The 19,924-nt window shown below is 69.0% G+C and carries 20 protein-coding genes and 1 pseudogene; 5 read left to right on the top strand and 16 right to left on the bottom strand.

Translation table 11 applies throughout. The annotated features are described in order from the left end of the window. Positions 1 to 107: 107 nt before the first annotated feature. The 4 genes from OG718_RS02105 (at position 108) to OG718_RS02090 (ending at position 5,708) form a co-directional block, all read left to right on the top strand. Entirely contained in the window at positions 108 to 1,445 is a 1,338-nt protein-coding gene (locus OG718_RS02105) for a site-specific integrase (RefSeq protein ID WP_328842983.1), read from the top strand. A gap of 77 nt (positions 1,446 to 1,522) precedes the next feature. Next, on the top strand, positions 1,523 to 3,175 hold the full coding sequence (locus OG718_RS02100) for a hypothetical protein (protein WP_328842982.1): 1,653 nt from the start codon (positions 1,523 to 1,525) through the stop codon (positions 3,173 to 3,175). Further along, positions 3,172 to 5,268, top strand: a complete 2,097-nt coding sequence (locus OG718_RS02095) for an integrase (protein ID WP_328842981.1) — start codon at positions 3,172 to 3,174, stop codon at positions 5,266 to 5,268. The genes OG718_RS02100 and OG718_RS02095 overlap by 4 nt, the downstream gene beginning before the upstream one ends. Continuing rightward, positions 5,265 to 5,708 carry a hypothetical protein gene (locus tag OG718_RS02090; protein WP_328842980.1) on the top strand — a complete coding sequence of 148 codons (444 nt, stop codon included), beginning with the start codon at positions 5,265 to 5,267 and terminating at the stop codon, positions 5,706 to 5,708. Before OG718_RS02095 ends, OG718_RS02090 begins: the two co-directional genes overlap by 4 nt. 190 nt (positions 5,709 to 5,898) lie before the next feature. On the opposite strand, the gene OG718_RS02085 is transcribed toward OG718_RS02090, so the two are convergent. The 13 genes and pseudogenes from OG718_RS02085 to OG718_RS02025 all read right to left on the bottom strand — a co-directional run bounded on the left by OG718_RS02085 (position 5,899) and on the right by OG718_RS02025 (position 17,212). After that, the gene (locus OG718_RS02085; RefSeq protein WP_328847663.1) at positions 5,899 to 6,759 is read right to left on the bottom strand and encodes an FAD-dependent monooxygenase; all 861 of its coding nucleotides are present in this window, start codon (positions 6,757 to 6,759) and stop codon (positions 5,899 to 5,901) included. 120 nt (positions 6,760 to 6,879) lie between these two features. Continuing rightward, a pseudogene (locus OG718_RS02080) lies at positions 6,880 to 7,035 on the bottom strand (FAD-dependent monooxygenase); the annotation flags it as partial. Between the two features lie 287 nt (positions 7,036 to 7,322). Continuing rightward, the gene (locus OG718_RS02075) at positions 7,323 to 8,303 is read right to left on the bottom strand and encodes an SMP-30/gluconolactonase/LRE family protein (protein WP_328842979.1); all 981 of its coding nucleotides are present in this window, start codon (positions 8,301 to 8,303) and stop codon (positions 7,323 to 7,325) included. 117 nt (positions 8,304 to 8,420) lie between these two features. Beyond that, positions 8,421 to 9,308, bottom strand: a complete 888-nt coding sequence (locus OG718_RS02070) for an aldo/keto reductase (protein WP_328842978.1) — start codon at positions 9,306 to 9,308, stop codon at positions 8,421 to 8,423. Between the two features lie 45 nt (positions 9,309 to 9,353). Then, positions 9,354 to 10,142: an SDR family NAD(P)-dependent oxidoreductase gene (locus tag OG718_RS02065; protein WP_328842977.1), complete on the bottom strand. Its 789-nt coding sequence runs from the start codon at positions 10,140 to 10,142 to the stop codon at positions 9,354 to 9,356. A 36-nt stretch (positions 10,143 to 10,178) separates the two neighbouring features. Further along, positions 10,179 to 10,496, bottom strand: a complete 318-nt coding sequence (locus OG718_RS02060) for a putative quinol monooxygenase (RefSeq protein WP_328842976.1) — start codon at positions 10,494 to 10,496, stop codon at positions 10,179 to 10,181. 13 nt (positions 10,497 to 10,509) lie between these two features. Further along, a complete protein-coding gene (locus tag OG718_RS02055; protein ID WP_328842975.1) occupies positions 10,510 to 11,283 on the bottom strand; it encodes an SDR family oxidoreductase in 774 nt (257 codons plus the stop codon). A gap of 86 nt (positions 11,284 to 11,369) precedes the next feature. Further along, positions 11,370 to 12,350, bottom strand: a complete 981-nt coding sequence (locus OG718_RS02050; RefSeq protein WP_328842974.1) for an aldo/keto reductase — start codon at positions 12,348 to 12,350, stop codon at positions 11,370 to 11,372. Between the two features lie 137 nt (positions 12,351 to 12,487). Next, positions 12,488 to 12,817, bottom strand: a complete 330-nt coding sequence (locus OG718_RS02045) for a carboxymuconolactone decarboxylase family protein (RefSeq protein WP_328842973.1) — start codon at positions 12,815 to 12,817, stop codon at positions 12,488 to 12,490. Between the two features lie 94 nt (positions 12,818 to 12,911). After that, a complete protein-coding gene (locus OG718_RS02040; protein ID WP_328842972.1) occupies positions 12,912 to 14,168 on the bottom strand; it encodes an MFS transporter in 1,257 nt (418 codons plus the stop codon). Positions 14,169 to 14,247: 79 nt separating this feature from the next. Continuing rightward, on the bottom strand, positions 14,248 to 15,129 hold the full coding sequence (locus tag OG718_RS02035) for an aldo/keto reductase (protein ID WP_328842971.1): 882 nt from the start codon (positions 15,127 to 15,129) through the stop codon (positions 14,248 to 14,250). A gap of 213 nt (positions 15,130 to 15,342) precedes the next feature. Next, on the bottom strand, positions 15,343 to 16,230 hold the full coding sequence (locus OG718_RS02030) for a helix-turn-helix transcriptional regulator (protein WP_328842970.1): 888 nt from the start codon (positions 16,228 to 16,230) through the stop codon (positions 15,343 to 15,345). A 598-nt stretch (positions 16,231 to 16,828) separates the two neighbouring features. Continuing rightward, positions 16,829 to 17,212: an ATP-dependent DNA ligase gene (locus OG718_RS02025; protein WP_328842969.1), complete on the bottom strand. Its 384-nt coding sequence runs from the start codon at positions 17,210 to 17,212 to the stop codon at positions 16,829 to 16,831. A 175-nt stretch (positions 17,213 to 17,387) separates the two neighbouring features. Between OG718_RS02025 and OG718_RS02020 the strand changes: the two genes are divergently transcribed. Then, complete coding sequence (locus OG718_RS02020; protein ID WP_328842968.1) at positions 17,388 to 17,924, top strand: hypothetical protein; 537 nt, start codon at positions 17,388 to 17,390, stop codon at positions 17,922 to 17,924. A 983-nt stretch (positions 17,925 to 18,907) separates the two neighbouring features. Here the strand turns inward: OG718_RS02020 and OG718_RS02015 are convergent. From OG718_RS02015 to OG718_RS02005, 3 genes are all read right to left on the bottom strand, one after another. After that, positions 18,908 to 19,117: a DUF6207 family protein gene (locus OG718_RS02015; protein ID WP_307517276.1), complete on the bottom strand. Its 210-nt coding sequence runs from the start codon at positions 19,115 to 19,117 to the stop codon at positions 18,908 to 18,910. A 92-nt stretch (positions 19,118 to 19,209) separates the two neighbouring features. Further along, the gene (locus OG718_RS02010) at positions 19,210 to 19,425 is read right to left on the bottom strand and encodes a hypothetical protein (protein ID WP_328842967.1); all 216 of its coding nucleotides are present in this window, start codon (positions 19,423 to 19,425) and stop codon (positions 19,210 to 19,212) included. A 63-nt stretch (positions 19,426 to 19,488) separates the two neighbouring features. Next, positions 19,489 to 19,863, bottom strand: a complete 375-nt coding sequence (locus tag OG718_RS02005) for a DUF6233 domain-containing protein (RefSeq protein ID WP_328842966.1) — start codon at positions 19,861 to 19,863, stop codon at positions 19,489 to 19,491. Positions 19,864 to 19,924: the final 61 nt, after the last annotated feature.

Genomic DNA, 19,924 nt, shown 5'->3' with positions numbered 1-19,924 from the left:
GAGCGGCGAGCGTGGAGATCAGACCAGGAGATCCGATCATGTTGTCGCCGGACTACGGGGTTGATCCCGTACTGAGCCGATATTTGTGCAGGTCAGGCTTCTCCCGCTTGGCGCAGGAGACGAAGCGGAACTACACCGACGACTACAGAGTGTTCTTCGACTTCCTGTGGGCGCGGGGCAAGAATTGGTGTGATGCCGATGCTGATGATCTCTGGGACTTCGAGGACTGGCGAACGCGCTCGTCGCGCAATCCGGGACGGATTGGTGGAGCTCGGTGGAACCGCGGCCTTGCGGCGTTGACCCGTCTGTACGGCTGGGCTTTGTCAGCAGGCGCGGTGGCCCGCAGCCCTGTGGTGACACGGTCGGTACGAGGGCGTTTCGGTGGCCAGGTCCAAGTGGCCGAGGCGCGGATCGCTCACGCGCGGACAAGCAATGTGCACTGGCTGACGCCACGGGCGTTCCGCCTCTGGGTTGATGTGGGCCTTCGGGGGCACGACGCGTACGGTGTCCCGTCCAGCGGGTGGAGGGGGCGGCTGGAGTCGCGCAACACGGCCTTTGCAGAGTTCCTGTTCTCCTCGGGCGTCCGCCTGACTGAGGGAGGCTCCCTGCTGACGATCGAGATGCCGCGGCTTCGGCTGGATGCCGGCGGGTTCTACCCTGGGCGCCTCGCGCGGGAAGTGACCAAGTCCAAGCGGGCGCGGACCTTTTACGTGGCGGCTCCCGTCGTGGCGGCTGTCAAGGGTTACGCGGAATCGTCCCGGGCGGCGGCGGTGCGCCGGGCTCAGGCGTTGGGCCGCTACGAGCACCTGCCGGTGCGCAGGGTGGTGACGGCGGTGACCGGGCTGCGGGAGCGGGTGCTGCACTGGCGCGATCAGGACAACCAGTTGGGACGGACGCCACTGGCCTCGGCGTCCGTGGCCGAGCGGATGACGATGTATCGGGAGGGCCAGGAGGGGCTGGAGCCGTTGTGGCTGTGGTTGAACGAGTCAGGGCTGCCGTTGCGGCCAGCGTCGTGGGAGAACGTCTTTCGGGCCGCATCGCAACGGTGTGTAGACGTGCTCCAGGACCGTATGACGGAGCCTCCGGTGTGCACGCCGCACATGTGCCGGCACTCCTTCGCGCTTCACATGTTGGTCGTCCTGCACTACGTCGTGGACCGGCGAATGGGCCTGAGCGCTGAAGAGCGGCGGGATTTCCGGCTGCTGTACGGGGATGTGTGGCGGATGGTGCAGGACCTGCTGGGGCACGCCCAGGTGGAGACGACCCGGGAGATCTACTTGGCGCCCGTGTCCGATCTGCGGTTGCGGGCGCTGCTGGCCGACCCGAGCCCGGCCGACCCTGGATTCGGTGCACCCTCGCCGGACTGGGTGACAGGGCTGCTGGCACGGATCGCCCGCGAGAGCGAGGGCATTGTGGATCTGGACGAGCAGTTGGTACGGCCGTGAGCGGCCGCGGGCGCAAGGCGGCCCTGCCCTCGGAGGAGCATCACCGGCCCGTCGTACGGAGGGCGGACGGTCTGGTGGTGCGGCACGAGGACGGGCGGAGTCGCTCTCGGGTCTACGACTTTGCAGAGCTTCCGGTCGCTGAAGGGCTGCAGCAGATGTGGGCGACGTTGTTCGCGGCGCGCTGTCGGCCCGGTGGCGGCTGGGAGTCGGTGCTGTCCAGCACGTCGATGTGGCTGAACCTAAGGCGCTTTGCCTTCTTCCTGGCCGCGCAGGAACGGGCGGACGCGGTGAGCGCGGGGGTGTGGAACGCCTACCGGATGGCTCGCCAGCAGACGGCCACAGGCCGCAACGAGATGGCAGCGCTCGCTTCGTTTCTGCGTAGCGACCCCGCGTTGACGACGTCAGCGCGGGAGGCGCTGTCCCGGCGGGTCATGCGGCTGCCCGCAAAGGAGGAGGCGCTTTCTCCCCAGGAGTTCGACCAGGTACGCGCGGCGGCACGCCGCACCTTCCGCGCGGCGGTTCTGCGCATCGAGCACAACGCCGCCTTGCTCGCCGCATGGCGGTCCGGTGCCTGCCAGCAGGGATCGCCGGACTGGTTGGTGGGAGAGGTGCTGGACGCTCTCGCCCAGACCGGCCGCCTGCCGCCATGGGAGGTGGACGGGTACGTCCGAGTGCCGTACCGGTACGGCAAGGCGCTGGGCGGCGGCGGGGTTGTGGCGGCTGCGCAACGGCTGTTTCTCAGCCCGGGGGAGGCGGCCGCGCTGGCGGTGCTTCTGGTTGCGGAGTTCGGGTTGAACGCCACCACCGTGTCGGACCTCCGGGTCCCGCGCATCGTTTCCGCAGCCGCGGAGAGGGGCCCAGGAGCCGTGTACCGGCTGGAGCTCGAGAAACGCCGTCGGGGAAACCGGTTGAGCACCGAGACCCGTAATGTGGCCGACTGGGGTGCCGATTCCCCGGGCCGGCTGATCACGCAGACGTTGCAGGCAACCGGTCCAGCCCGCACCTGCGTCGAGGCAGCAGGCGGCGACGCGGGGCGATTGCTGATCTGGCGGGAGGCCACCGACAGCCGCCGTCGCTCCACATGGCAGGGGCTGAGGGTGGGACCATTCGGGCTCGGGCTTGCCGACAACCAGGTGGACCGGTGGGGGCGTTCACTGGGCTGGCCTGGATCGCCGCTGCGCCGTATCCGCCGCACCGTCAATGTCCTGCACCGCCAGGAGCCGGGACAAAACAGCCAGGACACCCATGACGTGGTCTATGTGCTGCGCGAGCCACAGGCCCGGCAGGCCGCAGTGCCCGTGATCGCTGCCGGTGCTGCGGCCGCGGTCGAAGCGGCCCGGGCCACGCTCGTCCGGGCCAGGCTCACCGATGCCGGCGACCCGGGCGATCAGATGACCGTGATCGCCGACTGCGCGGACTTCACGCACAGTCCGCTGACGCCCGAGGCCGACGGCTGTGCGGCGTCGTTCATGATGTGCACCGCGTGCCCAAACGCCCGCGTACACCCGGGCCATCATGCCCGGCTGGCCCACCTGCACCGCGCGATCAGCAACCTGCGCGCCGTGCTGCCGCTCGAAAGCTGGGAACGCGACTGGGGCCCGGCCCTCGCCCGGCTCGAAGACCTGCGCAACCGCATCGGCACCGGTCCCTGGCAGCACGCCCTGGCCCGGGTGAGCGACGCCGACCGCGACGACATCGACTCACTGATGAAAGGCCACTTCGACCAGTGACCTTCGTACCGCAGCCACCAACCGCAGCCACCGCCCCGATCTGGGCGATCGAACTGGACCGAGTGGCCGCCTCCTGGCGCGGCCCGTTGCCACGCTACGGCGATCCCATCTGGCTGCTGACGCCCCTGGATGACAATCCTGCCGGTCGAGCGCACCGCATCGTCTGGGACAGCTACCCAGACGTCCTGCGCGAGGAGTTCCGCTTCCTGGTCTGGCTGTTGATCAACCGGCGCCTGCCCGACGGGTTCCTTGTCGGCCGCGCCCCGTCCTGGCGCTCACGCCCCAGCTACGCTGGCATCTATCACACTCACTTGGCTTGGCTGCGCCTGGCCAAGTGGCTCGCCCGGCGCGGTACTACCACGCTGCGGGCCTGTCAGGCCGAGGTCTTCGACGCCTACTTCGACGACGCGATCAGACCAAGAGGACTGGATCGCACCCAGGTACACAACGAACTGGCCGCGTTCACGAGGCTGTGGGCCCTGGACGCCACCTCGCCCCGCCCGGCCGGGGTCGGCGAACCGCCCTGGGCCCGTGACGATGACGAGTACGTGCCTTCGGCCCGCCCTGGCGGAGAGAACACCACGGAGCCGATCGCCCCGGCCACGATCGGCCCGCTGCTGGTGTGGTCCCTGCGACTGGTCGAGGACTTCGCCGCTGACATCCTCGCCGCGACCGAGGCGCACCAGCGATTGCTCGACCGCGCTGCCCACGCCAGCGCGACGCCGGAATCCCGGGACCGGGTGGAGTCTTACCTGGCACGCCTCGCCGCGGACGGCCAGCCGCTGCCCACCCGGACCCGGACCGCAGGCGCGCCAACCCTGGCCACCACCTACATCAGCGCGCTCACCGACGCCACCGAGCACCAGGTCCAACGCGCATGCCAGAAAGCGCCGTGGCCTGCTTACCTGCGCAACCACCCTGGCACCAGTCCGCTGCCCGTGGAGATCACCGCACAAGTCGACCGCCAGCCGTGGATCGACGGAATCGACTTCCACGACATCGCGGACCTGCGCCGTCACCTGGCCACGGCAGCCTTCGTCGTCATCGCCTACCTCACTGGAATGCGCCCGGCCGAGGCGCTGTCCCTGCCCCATGGCTGTTGCACACCTTCTGCCGACGGTCCAGCCCTGCTGCACGCCCGCACTTTCAAGACCACCACCGGTACGGACGGCACCCACGATCCCTCAGGCCGGCGGCGCGAGACGCCCTGGGTCGCGATCCCCCCAGTCACCGACGCAGTCCGGGTGCTGGAGAGCATGGCCCCGTCCGGCAGCCTGCTGTTCGATGCCGCCCACCACACCCAGCGTCGGCACCATTCCCGGCCGAAGGCGCTCACCGTAGAGGCGATGCGCGAGCGCCTCGCCGCCTACGTCGACTGGACCAACACCATGGCAACCCGCCTTGGCCGGCCCCACGATCGTGTCCCGCCCGACCCACACGGTCCGCTCACCCCGCGTCGCCTGCGCCGTACTTTGGCCTGGCACATCGCCCGCCGCCCCGGCGGCCTGGTCGCCCTCGCCGTCCAGTACGGGCACCTGCGCACCGCCCTGTCAGCCGGATACGCCTCCCGCAGCCGCGGCGGCATCCACGACCTCCTCGACATCGAGACCGCCCGCGCCACCGCCGACACCCTCGCTCGCCTGCACGACGACCTCGCCACGGGCGCCGGGATCTCCGGGCCCGCCGCAGCCCGCGCCATCCGCTCCGCCGCGCACGGACCAGCCTTCGCTGGCGTCCTGCACACTTCCCGGCAGGCCCGTGAACTCCTGGCCAATCCGTCCCTGGCCGTCCACGACAACCCGCACACCTATCTCCTGTGCGTCTACGACAGAGACAAGGCCCTGTGCCATCGCACCGGTCCCCGCCCCGATGCACCGCGACTCGACGTCTGCGAACCGTTGTGCGCCAACGTTGCCCGCACCGACCAACACGCCCGCGCCCTCATCGCACACGCCGCGACGCTGGAACACCAAGCAGACTCGCCCCTCACCCCGCCACCGCTGGCCGCACGCCTGCGCCACCGAGCACAGCGCCACCGCGACATCGCCGCCCAGCATCACCGTGACCGCACCACCCAGGAGGCGACCTCGTGACACCCGCGCTCGACGAACGTAACCGCATCCGCGCCGCTATGGAACGCATCCTGACCGGAGTCCCCGAACACTCCAACGGCGCCCTGACCATCGTCGCCCTGGCCGCCGAAGCCCAAGTCCCCCGCAATGCCCTGACCCAACGCCACCTGGATCTGAAGAACGACTTCTACGCCCAGGTCCGCGCCCGCGGGCAGACCCCCGACAGCGAGAAACGGCTACGCCAGCAGGTCCGGCGCCTGAGGGAGTTGCGCGCGGCGGACGCCGAAGAGATCGCCCAGCTCAAAGCCGACGTTGAAGCACTGGTCGGCGCCCTGCACCAGGTCACGATGGAAAACAGCCGCTTGCGCCAGCAGCTCGCCGACCGCCATGCCACCGTCCGCAGATTGCCGACGCAGGCGACGCTCGGCATAGCAGGCCCTTTGCCACCGACGACCAGCTGAGACCTTGGCTTCAACCCGTCCACGTCGGTACGTACACCCGGCATTCGCGGAGAGTCCCGACCCATCGGCCTTGAGTTCCCTCAGCTGGTAGGGCGGGGGCCAGCTCCACGTCGGAGTCGTCGACGCCGGTGAGGCTGCTGGTGACGGTGTGGATTCGATTCCAAGTGGTACGCCGGCGCCCGGGATGAGGTCAGGCGGCTCGACCGGTGAAGGAGCGGCTGAACTGCTGGCCCGACTGGACCATGCCGCGGACGTTGCCGAGCCGCTTCCTTTCGTACCCTGTGAGGGCCTGCTCCACCGTCGATCCACGCACGCCCACAGCAACGGCTTCGGCGACGGCCTCGGCGTCGTGGAGCGATGCGCTGAAGCCCGAGCCGGTCATCGGGGTCGGCACATGCGCGGCATCTCCCACGAGGGCAAGACGCCCGTTGACGAGTTTGTCGGGGACGTACTCGGCGATGGGGGTGCCGATGACGGCACGCCGCTCGATGCAATCACGGATGGCCTCGCGCCAGGGCGAGGGCCACAGGTCCTCGGCTTTGTCCGCGAGCTCGCGGAAGGTCGCCTCCGGTATGTCGGTGGAGGTGAGCGACCGTCGCACGACGTTGCCGACAACACTGCCCGTTTCGCGTAGGAGATCATTGTGGCTCGCGTCGTACCAGGCCCAGCCGACCTGGCGGGAGCCCGGGGCGACGGAACCGTCGGGGCCGGGCAGTGGGTAGCCGAGCAGATAGTCCTCTCCGCCGCTGAGGATGTCGACGTCCCGTGGCAGGCGGCGTGAGGGGGTGAGCGAGGACTCGTTGGTGAGGCCGAGCCAGATCAGGTAGCCGGCGAACGTCGCGTCGGGCTTGTCGGGCGCGACGCCGACGCGCACGACGCTTCCGTGGCCATCCGCCCCGATCACGACATCGCCTCGGAACGTCTGCTGGTCCAAGGTGATCACCCACGCGGAATCCGCGTCCTGGTCGACGCTCCGTACGATCGTGTGGGGGCGCAGCTCGATATAGGGGTCGGCGTCGACGGCCGTCCGGAGCCTAGCGTGGACCGCCATCCAGCTCTGCACACCGGGGGCCACTGAACTCAGTGGCGCCGAACCGCTCTGGGAGTGACGGGATCCCGTGATTCTGCTGAGGAGGCCCTCACTCACCCCGCCGAGAGCAGCCCCCTTCCGAGCCCGAGGGGCGGCCCCCGATCGCTCCAGCATCGTCACGTCGACTCCGGCGTGCGACAGGGCCAACGCGGTCATCAGACCAGCGAGAGATGCACCGACGACGATGGCGGCGCCCTGGCGATCGTCCCGGTTCCCGAAACGGGGCACGTCGCGCATAGCTGTGGTCATTCTGTTGTTCTCCTCACGTAGTCGTCACGGTGTTGGTCTGGGCCGACGCGCTGTGGCAGGCGCCGAGGCTCGGGGTGGACATCGCGGCGGTGCTGTCCAGCGTGATCACCGGGCTCAAGCCAGTTGTGTCCCGTCCCTCGCGGAAGTGGGGCACTGACCATGCAACCGGCAATGGCGATGACGTGGGAGTCTCGGTTGTGAGGGGTACCTGCAGGGACCCCCAGGTGGCATCCCTGCAGGCCACGCCCTTTGCACCACTGGGAACTGCCGGACGCTCAGTGTGAGAGCAGCGCGCCGAGGTCGATCTTCCCGCTCTGCACTTGCGCGTCATGGGGCTCGTTGAGTCCGCCGTCGGTGATGTACAGCCGCTTCCCGCGCACCGCGGTGGCGGTGGGCGAGGCGAGGCCGTCCGAGGCGGTCAACACGGTCCTGGTGGTGCCGTTCGGGTAGACGACCGCGATCTTGTTCTGTGTGTTCAGCGCGGCGAACACGACGTTGGAGCGCTCGCTGAGGAAGTTGAAGTCATCGATGCCAGTGAGGCCGTCGGCGACCGTGTGGATCCGGCCCGGAGTTCCGGTGGCGGTGACGGGGATCCGCAGCAGGGTGCCCTTGCTGAGGTTGGAGACCCATACGGCGCCGTTGTGGAAGCGGAGTCCGTTCGCGCCGTACGGCACGGGCGCGGACGCCTCGATCGCGAGGGCGGGGTCGACCAGCCACGCGGTCGCGGGACCGCCGGCGACCGGTACGGCCCAGACGGTGCCCTTCTGGCTGTCGGCGACGTACAAGGTGCGCCCGGCCGGATCGATGGCCAGACCGTTGGGGACTCCGCCCGCAGGCAGGGCCGCGATGCGGTGAGGAGTGCCGCCGGGCGCCAGCTTCCACACCCCGTTCCGGGAGGCGTCGGAGGACCACACGTTGTAGTAGACGGTGCCGTCGTGGCCGCGGGTGTTGCCGGTGATTCCGTCGCCCTTCTGCCCGGTGACCAGCACCGTGCGGTGCCCGGACGGTGCGATCCGCACCAGTGCCGGCCGTTCACCCGCGGGCGTGCCCACCATCGAGACGGTCAGTGAGTTGTCCGGGGCGACGGTGATGTTCTCGGGCACGTCGCCGGTGGCGAAGTCGAATGCGGCCACGGTCTTCACGTGGGTGACGGCGGGCCGCGCGGCCGCGTGTCCGGTCGCGGCGGACGCGTACGGTGCCGAGACGATGACGGCTGCGGTCGCGGAGATCGCCGCGAGCTTGAATGGCTTCTTCATGGATATGTCTTTCGTGGTCATTGCGCTCTTTCGTCCTTTCCGTCGGCGCCGCAAGCCCGACCGGAGTGGGGCGTCAGCGGCGCTGACGACATGCCTGATCGGCTGGGGAGCCCCTGGCTAGTCGGGGATCGGGAAGCCGGCGTTCTGCAGGTCGAGTGAGTCCGGATCGGGTCCGCCGCGTACGCCGGTGTCGAGGGCGTCGATCGCGGCCACCTCGTCGAGGGTCAGGGCGAAGTCGAAGACGTCGAAGTTCTCGGCGATGCGATGGGCCTTCACGGACTTCGGGATCGCGCAGAAGCCGTGGTCGAGGTGCCAGCGCAGCACGATCTGCGCCGACGTCTTCGCGTACTTGTCGGCCAGGGCCGTGATGACGGGGTCCTCAAGAGGGTTCGTCTCGGCGCCTCGGTACACGTAGGAGCCGCCGATGGGCGACCACGACTGGGTCAGGATGCCGTGGCTTTCGTTCGCCGCCCGCCACTCGGACTGCGTGTAGTAGGGGTGCACCTGAATCTGGTTGACGGCCGGGACGATGTCGGTGCGGGCGATGAGTTCGTCGAGCTGCTTGGGCGTCTGGTTCGACACGCCGATCGCACGGACGCGCCCCTCCGCGAGCAGTTTCTCCGCCGCTTTGTACGCCGAGATCGTCTTCTCGAAGTCGGACGGCAGCGGCTGGTGCAGCAGCCACAGGTCGAGCTGCTCGAGGCCCAGCTTGCGCAGACTCACGTCGAAGGCTCGCAGCGCGGAGTCGTAGCCGTAGTCGCTGATCCACACCTTGGTCGTCACGAAGATCTCGGAACGGTCCACGTGGGAGCGGGCGATCCCCTCGCCGACCTCCCGCTCGTTGAAGTAGGCGGCGGCGGTGTCGATCAGTCGGTAGCCGTCGTGCAGCGCGGTCACAACCGCGTCGGTGGTCTCCTCGGGGGCGCTCTGGTAGACGCCGAGTCCCAGGGCGGGGATCTGGACGCCGTTGTTCAGGGTGATGATGAGTGGGTTGGTTCCGGTCATGGTTCGCTCCCATCAAGGTGTGCGGATGTGGAGGGGGGCGCGGGCTCAGTCGGCTGAGACCGCTGTCGGCAGCTCGATCTTGGTGAGGTTGGCGCAGTAAGCCAGCAGCCGGTCCTGCACCTCGGGCGACTGCGTCGCCGGGTGCGGAGGGCGGGGCTGCTGGTGGTGGAAGTAGCGGCCGGTGACCAGCGCCTCGGCGTCGTCGTCGGCCGCCAGCCATGCCTGGGTCACCGGAGCCAGCCGCAGGTCGTCGGTGGCGCCGCTGCCGCCCATCTTCGTGGCGACCCAGCCCGGGTCGACGGCGTTGGAGAGCACCTCGGGCCATTTCCTGGCGACGGCGAGCATGAGAGCGGTGACGTGGAACTTCGACTCCGAGTACGCCTGGGAGCCCTGCCACGGCCGCCTCGCCCACTGCGGGTCCCGCAGGGTGGTGTCGCCGCTGTGGTGCATGCCGGAGCTGAGGTAGACGAGCCGTCGGGGCGGGGTGATCAGCGCGGTGAGGAGGTAGGGCGCCAGCACGTTGACCGCGAAGACGTTCGAGAGGCCGTCCTCGGTCTCCACCCGTCCTCGCCCGTAGTAGCCGACGCCTGCGTTGTGGATGACCGCGTCGAAGGTGCCCAAGTCGTTGACCTGGGTGGCCACATCGCGGGTCTGGGCGATGCTGGAGAGGTCACCGACGGCGACGCCGGCGTTGTCCGGGAGCGCGGCGTGTGCGTCACGGGCCCGGGTGTCGTTGCGTGCGTGGAGTGCCACCGTGTGGCCCTGCCGAAACAGCAGTTGGGCGGCCATCAGGCCGAGGCCGTCGGTGGAACCGGTGATGAAGATGCGAGCCATGAGTCTTTCCTGACGGGTTCGGACCCCGACCAGTTGTCAGTCCGGGTCGCTGACCCGATTGCTGGTGGTGACCTTGAGGGGTACTTCGAGCAGCGGGAGCAACTGCTCCACGACCTTCGTCACGTTCGGGTGCTCGGCGTGTTCCGTGACGGCTTCGGCCGAAGCCCAGCCATCGACGATGTAGAAGGTGTCGGGCTCGTCCGACTGCTGGTAGAGGTCGTAGTAGAGGCATCCGGCCTCCGCCCGCGCGGGGCCCACGAGCTCCAGCAGAAGCTCCTCGACCCTGGCGCGGTGGGCCGCCTTGCCGCGTACCTCGCAGATGATGTGGCGCTCCGCCGACTTGACCGTGCTCATGTGGATTCCTCCGTCAGTTCTGGCCGGCGTAGACGCGGGTCATGCCGCCGTCCACGACGAGGTCGACGCCCGTGATGTAGCGGCTGGTGTCCGAGGCGAGGAAGACGAGGGCGTCACCGATGTCCTCGGCCGTCCCCACGCGTCCCGCCGGGATCTCCTTCGCGACGCGCTCGACGTAGGCGGCAATGTCCTCGTCGCTCAGCTTCTGTTCGTGGCTGTAGCCCTCGGTGGGAACCACCCCGGGGCTGATCGAGTTGACCCGGATCCCACGGTCCTTGAGGTCCGTCGTCCAACTGCGGGCGAGGGAGCGTACGGCCGCCTTCGACGACGCGTAGACGGCGAACCCGGGCAGCCCCATGTCGGCGGTGATCGACGCGTTGAGGACGATGGACGCGCCGTCGCGCAGGACGTCCAGCACGCTCTGTACCGTGAGGACGACACCCTTGATGTTGATGCCGAGCTCGCTGTCGATCTGCTCCTCGGTCAGCTCGGCGAGGGGCGTGGCGTGTCCGCCACCCGCGTTGGCGAACAGTATGTCGAGGCGTCCGTGCGCCGCCTTGATCGTTTCGGCGACGTGCAGCATGTCGGCTTTGCTGGTGACGTCGGCCCGGATCCCGGTGGCGGACGGGCCGAGCTTCTCCGCGGCGGCGCCGAGCACGTCCTGGCGCCGGCCTGTGATGTAGACGGTGGCTCCCTCTTCGATCAGGCGCTTGGCGGCGCCGAAGCCGAGTCCGGTCGTGCCGCCGGTGACCAGGGCGATACGCCCCTTGAGTGCCTGCGAGTCCATGTGAACTTCTCCTGATGGGCAGGGCCTTCCTGACGAAGCGCCTCGAACGACGCTTCGTCAGGAACGGGCCGATGGAGGCCGGTGACTTACCGGTTGATGGTCTTCTGCTGCGCTGCGGTGTACCGCTCGCCCTTGATCTGCACCTGGGCAACGGCCTCTTCGATGCGCTTGAGGTCCTCGGAGGTCAGTTCCACGTTGTCGGCGCCGATGTTCTCTTCGAGGCGGTGCAGCTTCGTCGTGCCCGGGATCGGTGCGATCCACGGCTTCTGCGCCAGCAGCCACGCGATGGCGGTCTGAGCCCGGGTCGCCTGCTTGGCGTCCGCGATCTCACCCAGCAGCGCGATCAGGGCGAGGTTGGCCTCACGCGCCTCTTCCTCGAAGCGCGGCAGCACGTTACGGATGTCGTTGGCCTCGAACTTCGTGTCCTGACTGATCGCGCCGGTCAAAAAGCCCTTGCCGAGCGGGCTGAACGGCACGAAGCCGATGCCCAGTTCTTCCAGGGTCGGCAGGATGGTCTCCTCGGGCTCGCGCCACCACAGCGAGTACTCGCTCTGCAGGGCCGTGACCGGCTGGACCGCGTGGGCCCTGCGGATGACGTCCGCACCAGCTTCGGACAGGCCGAAGTGCTTGACCTTGCCTTCCTGGATGAGATCCCGGACCGTGCCGGCGACCTCTTCGATCGGCACGTCGGGGTCCACCCGGTGCTGGTAGAACAGATCGATGCGGTCGGTCTGCAGACGCTGCAGGGACTGCTCGGCGACCAGCCGGATCCGCTCCGGCCGGCTGTCCAGCCCCGCCGTGGGGTTGCCGTCCTTGAACCCGAACTTCGTGGCGATGGAGACCTGGTCGCGCACCGGCGCCAGGGCCTCGCCCACCAGCCTTTCGTTCGCCTCTCCGTACCCCTCCGCGGTGTCGAAGAGCGTCACACCGCGCTCGGCGGCCGTCCGGATCAGCTTGATGGCCTCACCGGGGTCCGCGGCCTGGCCGTAGCCGAAGGTCATTCCCATGCAGCCGAGCCCGATCGACGACACTTCGAGGCCGCTGTTTCCCAGTACACGCTTCTTCATTTCGTTCTCCTTTCGATTGTCCAGGAGCGACGACAACGCCCTGGCCGGTGTGGGTCCTGATGGTCGTGAGGTGTGCCAGACGTGTGGTCAGTCCGCGTCGTCGCATGGGGTGTTGCTTCCGACGGGTCGGCGCGGGGTCAGCTCGCGTCGGCGCCCTCGACGAGGTTCTTCAGCTGGGTGATCGCGGACATCGCATTGGGCCAGCCGGCGTAAAACGCGATGTGGGTGATGGCCTCGACCAGCTCGTCCTTCGTCACCCCGTTCTCCAGCGCCTTCGGCAGGTGAAAGGCAAGCTGGTCGGCGCGGTAGAGGGCGACCAGGGTGGCAACGGTGATCAGGCTGCGGTCCCGCTGGGACAGGCCCTCGCTCGCCCACACCTCGCCGAACAGGACGTCGTCGGTGAGCCGGACCAGTTCGGGGGCGAAGTCGCCGAGCAGCTTCTGGGCGGCGGTCTGTTCTTCAGCCATGGCGTTTCATCCTTTCTATGTGGTTGATCCGTTACAAAACGGAATCAATCGAATTGCTGGGCTCGTTGCAGGAACACCCCGTGGTGTCCCGGAGTCAGGCCGTCACGCGGTGGGCCTGAGCCTCGTGCGAGGTCTCCTCGTCCGCCGCAGGCAGGGACACCTGAGGCACGGCGGTGCGCGTGGCGCGTATCGCGGCGAGGACGAGCAGGGGAATCAGGCCCAGGCCGGCCATGACCGCGCCGACCACCTCCGGTCCGGTCACGCCCAGGGAGGTGTCCAAGGTCGAGCCCGCCAGCCAGGAGACGAGGGCGATCCCCGCGTTGAAGGCCGACACCGTCAAGGCAGCGGCGAGGGCAGGCGAGGAGTGTCCGAAGCGCACGGCCAGCGGGGTGGCGATCGATGTGATGCCCAGGCCCGTCACACCCAGGAGCACCACCAGGACGACGGTCGCCACGGGGCTGGTGGACAGCGGGATCAGCAGGAGCAGCACCAGCACCGAGGCGACGGAGGTGGTGATGAACGTGGCCAGCGGCTTGCGGTCGCCGAGGCGGCCGGTGATGTTCGTGCCCAGCAGAGCACCGATGCCGAAGCCGATCAGGACGAGCGGTACGGCTCCTTCGGAGATTCCGGTCCGCTCGGTGAGCAGCGGAGAGATGTAGCTGTACGCGGCCATGAAGCCACCCGTGACGAGCGCAGTGGCGGCAAGGACCAGCCACATACGGCCATGGCGCAGGACGGCAAGCTGGGAGCGGACGGAGGGGGTCACCTCGGCGCGTTCCGCGGCGGGGATGAACCGGCCGATGACCAGGGCAGCCACGCCCGCGAGGGCAGCCAGCGCCCAGAACGTGCCGCGCCAGCCGATCGCCTGACCGACCCAGGAGCCCAGCGGCACACCGGCCACGATGGCCAGGCTCATGCCGCTCATCATCACGCCCATGGCGCGGGAGGCGGCGGCCGGTCCCGCGGCGGAGGTGGCCACGACCGAGCCGACGGCGATGAAGGTACCGGTGGCCAGCGCGATGATCACACGGGCCGCGAGCACGATGGGGAAGGAGGAGCTGAGTGCGGCGATCACGTGGCCGACGGCGAACACGGCAAGCGCCAGGACCAGGGTGAAACGCCTGGGCAGGCGCAGCGTGGCGATCGAGATCGTGGGAGCGCCCACGATCATGCCGACCGCGAACGCCGTGATCAGCAGGCCGGCCGTGGAGATGCTGACGCCGAGGTCGGCGGACACCTCGGGCAGGAGAGCCGCGATGATGAACTCGCTGGTGACCATCACGAAGGTGCCGAGGGCCAGCAGCGGGACGACGAACGGCAGCCTGGCGGGCTTTTCTCGGTGAGAAGACATGCGGAGGTAGAGCCTTTGCTGAATGTGGGGGTGAAACAGGGGGGCCGGGTCGCGGGAGCGGCCGGGCGCCGGCGCGGGGTCAGCCGAAGGAGTCGGCCTTGATGCTGTCCGGGTCGGGACCGCCACGCAGGCCGGTGTCGAGGGCATCGACGGCGGCCCTCTCGTCGGCGGTGAGCGCGAAGTCGAAGATGCCGATGTTCTCCGCGATGCGGTGCGGCGTGACGGACTTCGGGATCGCGGACAGGCCGTGCTCGATGTGCCAGCGCAGCACGATCTGGGCGGGGGTCTTGCCGTACTTGGCGGCGATCTCAGTGATGACCGGGTCCTGCAGCGGGCTCTTGCCCGCGTGCGGGGCCTCGGGCCAATACAGGTTCACCGCGCCGAGAGGCGACCACGCCTGGGTGACGATGCCGAGGCCGGTATGCGCCTCGCGCAGCTCGCGCTGGATGAAGTACGGGTGCAGCTCGACCTGGTTGACCGCCGGTACGACGTCGGTGCGCACGATCAGGTCGTCCAGACGCTCGGGGCTGAAGTTGGAGACGCCGATCGCCCGCACCCGCCCATCGGCCAGCAGCTTCTGTGCAGCCTTGTACGCGGCGACCGTGGAGTCGAACGCGGACGTGTACGGGAAGTGCAGCAGGTACAGGTCCAGGTAGTCCAGGCCCAGCCTGCCCAGGCTGGCGTCGAAGGCACGCAGGGTCGCATCGTGGCCGAAGTCCGAGAGCCACAGCTTGGTGGTCACGAAGACCTCGCCGCGGTCGACGCCGGAGGCGACGATGCCCTCGCCGACCTCCTTCTCGTTGCCGTAGACGGCGGCGGTGTCGATCAGTCGGTAGCCGTGCTGGAGCGCGGTCGTGACCGCGGTGGCGGTCTCCTCCGGTGGGCTCTGGAAGACGCCGAGGCCGAGCGCGGGCATCCGCACGCCGTTGTTCAGCGTGATCATCGTGCTCTTGCCAGTCATGGTGGTCCTTGCATGAGCGGAGACGGACCGATACGAGGTTCGATACCGGTCGGCCCCAAAGCGGGGCACTGACCATGCAACCGGGAACGGACACGATGAGGGAGTCTCCGCTGTGAGGGGTAACAGCAGGGACCCCCAGCGGCATATGCGCAGGCCAAAGCCCCGCCCTTGCTGCCGACGGCAGCCGGAGCAGGCGGGGCCGTAGACGCCGGTTCAGTTCTCGGAGTCCGCCTCGGCGGCCTGCACATCCGCGGCCTCAGCCGTGGCGGACCAGCTCGCCAACAGCTTCAGCGCGTCCGCGGCCGCGGAGCCAGGGGCCGCGTTGTACAACGCCACCACCAGCCCCGACCCGTCCGGCAGGTTCATCGATTCGAAGTTCAGCTCCAGCTCGCCCACGACCGGATGCCTGAGGCGTTTCGTCCCCTCATGGAAGACGTGCACGTCGTGGGCGCCCCACATCACGCGGAAGGCGTCGCTGCGGGTCGACAGCTCACCGATCAAGTTCGACAACTCGCGGTCGTACGGGTTCTTGCCCGCCTCGATCCGCAGCGCACCCACAGCGCCCCTGGCGATGCGTTCCCAGTCGACGTAGAACCGCCGGGCCGCGGGGCTGAGGAACACGAACCGCACGGTGTTCGCCCCACAGACCGGATCGGCGTACATCTCCGAGAACAGTGCGCGACCGAGCGGATTGGCGACCAGAATGTCGAACCGGTGGTTCTTCACGAACGCCGGCATGCCCGGCATCCCGTCAACGATGCGCTGCACGCTGGGCCGCACAGCCGGCCGGGCAGTCCGGCGCCGCACCCGGGCGGGCGTCGTGTTCGCCGCTCGGGCCAGGTCGTACAAGTGCGTGCGCTCCGTGTCGTCGAGCCGCAGAGCCTGGGCCAGCGCCTCCAGGACGCTGTCGGAGACACCGCTGAGATTGCCGCGCTCCAGACGCGTGTAGTACTCGACGCTGACGCCGGCGAGCGTCGCGACCTCGTTCCTGCGAAGCCCCGGCACCCGGCGTTGGCCGTACACGGGCAGACCGGCCTGCTCGGGCGTGATCTTGTCACGGCGAGACTTCAGAAACGCACTGATTTCGGCGCGGTTGTCCATGAGGTCAGGGTAGGTTCGCCGCCCCCCAACTGAGAGACCCTGTCATTACCCCTCACAGCAGTAACCCCCAGCGCCAGCCCCTTCCGGTTGGGCGGAGCCGCAGGTCAGAGGGGTTGTCCGCTGGATAACTCCCCGCCCGGCATGCGGATCACTGGAACGGGACCGCGCAAGCCGACGAAGCTTCCGGACGAGTCGCCACCAGAGTGCAGAGGAATACCCTCCGCCCGGCTCCGGACATCGATACCCCCTGGAAGCCGACCAGCAACAGCGGCGCCTGAGGCAGCCGACCAACCAATACGCTCCAGGACGCCTCAGCCCCAAGGAAACCGGTGGGAGGGTCTTTGACGGTGAGCGCCGCTCCCCGGGCTGCGCCGCGAGGAGGTCTCCCAGCTCGCCGGCGTGAGCGCCGCTTGCTACACGCGGATGAAACGCGGGAACCTGCGCGGCGTCTCCAAGAGCGTCCTGCGCTCACTCGCCACGCCCTACGCATGGACGAAGCCGAGACCCAGCACCTGTTCGACCTCGCCCGGGCCGCCTCCGACGGCACCCGGGTGCGCCGTGCCAAACCCCAGCCGACGCGGCTGCCGCAGCGAGCGACTCACCCAGCGACCGAGCTCAACACGCTGAACTTGACAGGGAAGACGAAGTGCGCCGGCTGCTGCGCGGCGGCCTGGAGAGCTGCGGGGCCGCGGCGGTGCAGCCGGTTCTGCAGCTGCTCGAACGCGAGACGCCCGGCGGCGTCCCACACGATGAGTTCGCCGTCCAGGGCGGTGGTGTCCGGCAGCTGCGCGGCCCCGGCCACGACCTCAGGAAATGCGGGCGCCATCTGGGTGCCGCGGCGTGAGCGCAGCACCACCTGGCCGTCGTCGACGGAGAGGGCGGCCCGGAATCCGTCCCACTTCGGCTCCGCGGCCGACGACGCCGGCAGGGCGGGGCTGCGTACCGCGCCGGTGAGCATCGGCTCCGGCAGAGTCCACGTCATCTGGGATGCCTTCCACGCTCCCGGGCAGCTGCGGGCGTGGTCAGCCGAGTGGTTGTATGCCGCCACCGGTCGTCGCCCTGGCGACGGCATTTATCCCCGTCCACGGTGTCGGCCGCATCCGTGGACGGCCCTTGCCCGGACGGGACGGGCCTTGCCGGTGTGCATACTGCTGGGCATGAAAATCTCGCCCTCTGCGCTCTTGTACGCGGCGCTCGCCTTGTCGGTGACGTGCACGGCGGGCATGGGGTCCTACGCCGGATTCCAGCTGGGTGGCCGGCTGGGTTCTCTGGCGGGAGCCGTGGTGGCGACGGTGGGGATTCTTGCGGCAGTGAGGATCACGCTGGCTCTGGCCGGCCTGCGGGTGGCGGCTACGGTCCGCGCTGTCCTGGGTGATGGGCATGCGCAGGGGACGGCGGATACGGCTTTGACGGGGATCACGCTGTACGAGGCTGCGGTCTTCCCGCTCATCGACGGCGGGACCAGTGCGCAGGAACGCCAAGCGCGCCGGACGGTCGCTTACCGGCTTGCTGCCTATGACGGCCTGCCCCGGCCGGTGAGGGTGTCGGCAGCCGCGGCGCTGGAGGTCATCGATGCGGGTCTGGACAGGAAAGAAGCCCGGGCCGCGGTGAATGAGCTGGCAATCCTGATCTACGACTTGCGCAGCGGGCACCCGGACACGGACGCGGACGCGTACGGCGACGAACTGCGCTGAGGAGGGCCTGCATGCGGAAGGTCCGCAGAGCCAATCGGCGACGTGTTCTGGCGGGTTCCGTGAGCACCTGCTGGCACGGTTTCGTGAACGACCGGGGGTGTGTGCTCTTCCGGAGCCCCGGTCCGGGCGGGACGCTGGCGGTGTGTCACGGAAGCCTCAGCGGCGGTGCGCGCAGTGCCGGACGCCGCTGCCCAAGGATGCGGGTCCGAGCCGGCGGTACTGCGATTCGGTCTGCCGGAGTCGTCACTGGCGACGGGTCCAGCGTCATGACGAGATCTACCGGCGAGTCGTCGGCCTGAGCTTGGATCTGATCAGGGGCGGGATCGTGTGGGGGCAGGGGCGGTGTCCGGCGTGCGGGCTGTCCGTCTCGGTACGCAAGCGCACGGATTCGGTGTACTGCTCGCCGAAGTGCCGTACGAGGGCCTGGAGGATGCGCCGTGAAGCCGCGGATGATGGCCCGTGACGCTTCCGAACGACCGTTGCAGTACGCGTCACAGCGTGACGGCTATCCATCACGCGGACGCGGCTTCCGAAGCCGTCGGCACGGCTGCTGCCGGCTCCTTCGCAGCGGGAGCTGTGACCTTCAGCGGTTGTTGGCCAATGGGCCCGACGGAATCGCAGGTTGCGGGCGTGTGCTCAAACGCTGCTGCCCCGTCGCAGCGGATGCCTGTGCCGGGAACATCCGCAGGAGCGCGCTGGTTACACCAGGCGTGGTTGTGGAGGGGACAGTGTCCCCGGGCCTCACCTATAGCCCATGAGGACGATCGTTCGGCTGAAGCCTCATGGAGCGTTCCGCCGCGTAGGCGACCGCCCTTCACGACCACGCTCTTCGTCGCAGCCGCCGCCCGGGATCCGTCCCGTGCGGCGGCTGTTTCGCGTGGGGCTGCGCAGCGCGCCCCGACCACGGCGCCCTGTACCCCGACCATGGACCCGTCCATGGCAGGTCAGCGCGTTGCCGCCCCTCGCTGGCCGCGCGACCGGTGCTACGGCGTGAGTTCCTGGCGTACGTCCAGGTAGCAGCGCAGCCGTACGCCCGGCTGTCCGGGCTCGCGGGTTGTACGGTCCGCTGTCGCGGTGGCCCACCGTGTGGCGAGCAGCTGCTGGACGGCGAGCGCGGTGTCGTCGTCCGCGGCGATGACCTCGACCACGGCCAGTCCCGGCTCTGCCACATGCGTTTCGTTGATCGGCCCCATGCACGGCATGACGTGTCGGAGCTCGCAGAAGTTCTCCGGTCCGGGCCTCTTCACCCGACCGTGTGGAAGCCCGGGCACGCAAGCCCGGCCGGTCAGCTCGCCGGTGTACGGGTGTTGTTGAAACGGACGCCGGTACCCCAGCTCTCCCGGGCGGTGGTCATGCACCAGTGGCACAGGGGCAGGCCTCCGCTGCCGTACTTGTGGGTGCTGCGCTGGCAGCCGGAGCAGGGCCCGACCATGCTGCTGGAACAGGTGAAAGTGGACGGGTCCGGCTCGCTGATCGGCGGCGGGAAAGCGCTACTGGTCATCAGAGGCAGCCTGTTCTGGGGAGGGGCGAGTGCGGTGCAGCGAACGTGACCGGAGGGGGCCGGTCAGTGCGCCGTAGCGGAGAGGGCGGTGCGGGTGGGTAAGTCGAGGATGTCCAGGGCGGTGTCGGGCTGGCAATGGCTGCAGGCCCGCACTCCTGAAGCGAGGAGCCGGCGGGCTTCGTCCCGGCCGACCGGGCGCCGTCGTTTGCCTGCGGCGTAGCAGCCGCCCACGTGGACCTCGGCGGGCGGCCGTCCGTCGCCGATGCCGAGTTCGACGATCCACTCCGGCTCCGCAGGCCGGGCCCGCTGCCCGCGTTCCCGTTCGGCTTCCCGCTTCTGAAGGGCGGCGATCTTGTCGTCGATGCGCTGCAGCCACATGGCATGCCAGACCCTCAGTGCGTGCAGTCGTCCCAGGTCAGGGGGCAGGTCGTCCAGCATGGTCCGTCCCGGGGGATCTTCGACTGTGGGGCCTGCATCTCTCGCATGTTCGAATACTAGT

Origin of the sequence: Streptomyces sp. NBC_00258 (assembly GCF_036182465.1) — a bacterium.
Lineage (GTDB): Bacteria > Actinomycetota > Actinomycetes > Streptomycetales > Streptomycetaceae > Streptomyces.
Note: the sequence above shows the minus strand (reverse complement) of the source record. Positions and strands in the feature narration are given on the sequence as shown.

Excerpts from the sequence above, each read along its gene's own strand:
- OG718_RS02065 (WP_328842977.1), bottom strand. The coding sequence starts at position 10,142 with ATGGCTCGCATCTTCATCACCGGTTCCACCGACGGCCTCGGCCTGATG.
- OG718_RS02055 (WP_328842975.1), bottom strand. The coding sequence starts at position 11,283 with ATGGACTCGCAGGCACTCAAGGGGCGTATCGCCCTGGTCACCGGCGGC.
- OG718_RS02060 (WP_328842976.1), bottom strand. The coding sequence starts at position 10,496 with ATGAGCACGGTCAAGTCGGCGGAGCGCCACATCATCTGCGAGGTACGC.
- OG718_RS02020 (WP_328842968.1), top strand. The coding sequence starts at position 17,388 with ATGAAAATCTCGCCCTCTGCGCTCTTGTACGCGGCGCTCGCCTTGTCG.
- OG718_RS02040 (WP_328842972.1), bottom strand. The coding sequence starts at position 14,168 with ATGTCTTCTCACCGAGAAAAGCCCGCCAGGCTGCCGTTCGTCGTCCCG.
- OG718_RS02025 (WP_328842969.1), bottom strand. The coding sequence starts at position 17,212 with ATGACGTGGACTCTGCCGGAGCCGATGCTCACCGGCGCGGTACGCAGC.
- OG718_RS02085 (WP_328847663.1), bottom strand. The coding sequence starts at position 6,759 with ATGGCGGTCCACGCTAGGCTCCGGACGGCCGTCGACGCCGACCCCTAT.
- OG718_RS02050 (WP_328842974.1), bottom strand. The coding sequence starts at position 12,350 with ATGAAGAAGCGTGTACTGGGAAACAGCGGCCTCGAAGTGTCGTCGATC.
- OG718_RS02070 (WP_328842978.1), bottom strand. The coding sequence starts at position 9,308 with ATGACCGGAACCAACCCACTCATCATCACCCTGAACAACGGCGTCCAG.
- OG718_RS02045 (WP_328842973.1), bottom strand. The coding sequence starts at position 12,817 with ATGGCTGAAGAACAGACCGCCGCCCAGAAGCTGCTCGGCGACTTCGCC.
- OG718_RS02015 (WP_307517276.1), bottom strand. The coding sequence starts at position 19,117 with ATGGGGCCGATCAACGAAACGCATGTGGCAGAGCCGGGACTGGCCGTG.
- OG718_RS02035 (WP_328842971.1), bottom strand. The coding sequence starts at position 15,129 with ATGACTGGCAAGAGCACGATGATCACGCTGAACAACGGCGTGCGGATG.
- OG718_RS02010 (WP_328842967.1), bottom strand. The coding sequence starts at position 19,425 with ATGACCAGTAGCGCTTTCCCGCCGCCGATCAGCGAGCCGGACCCGTCC.
- OG718_RS02075 (WP_328842979.1), bottom strand. The coding sequence starts at position 8,303 with ATGAAGAAGCCATTCAAGCTCGCGGCGATCTCCGCGACCGCAGCCGTC.
- OG718_RS02005 (WP_328842966.1), bottom strand. The coding sequence starts at position 19,863 with ATGCTGGACGACCTGCCCCCTGACCTGGGACGACTGCACGCACTGAGG.
- OG718_RS02030 (WP_328842970.1), bottom strand. The coding sequence starts at position 16,230 with ATGGACAACCGCGCCGAAATCAGTGCGTTTCTGAAGTCTCGCCGTGAC.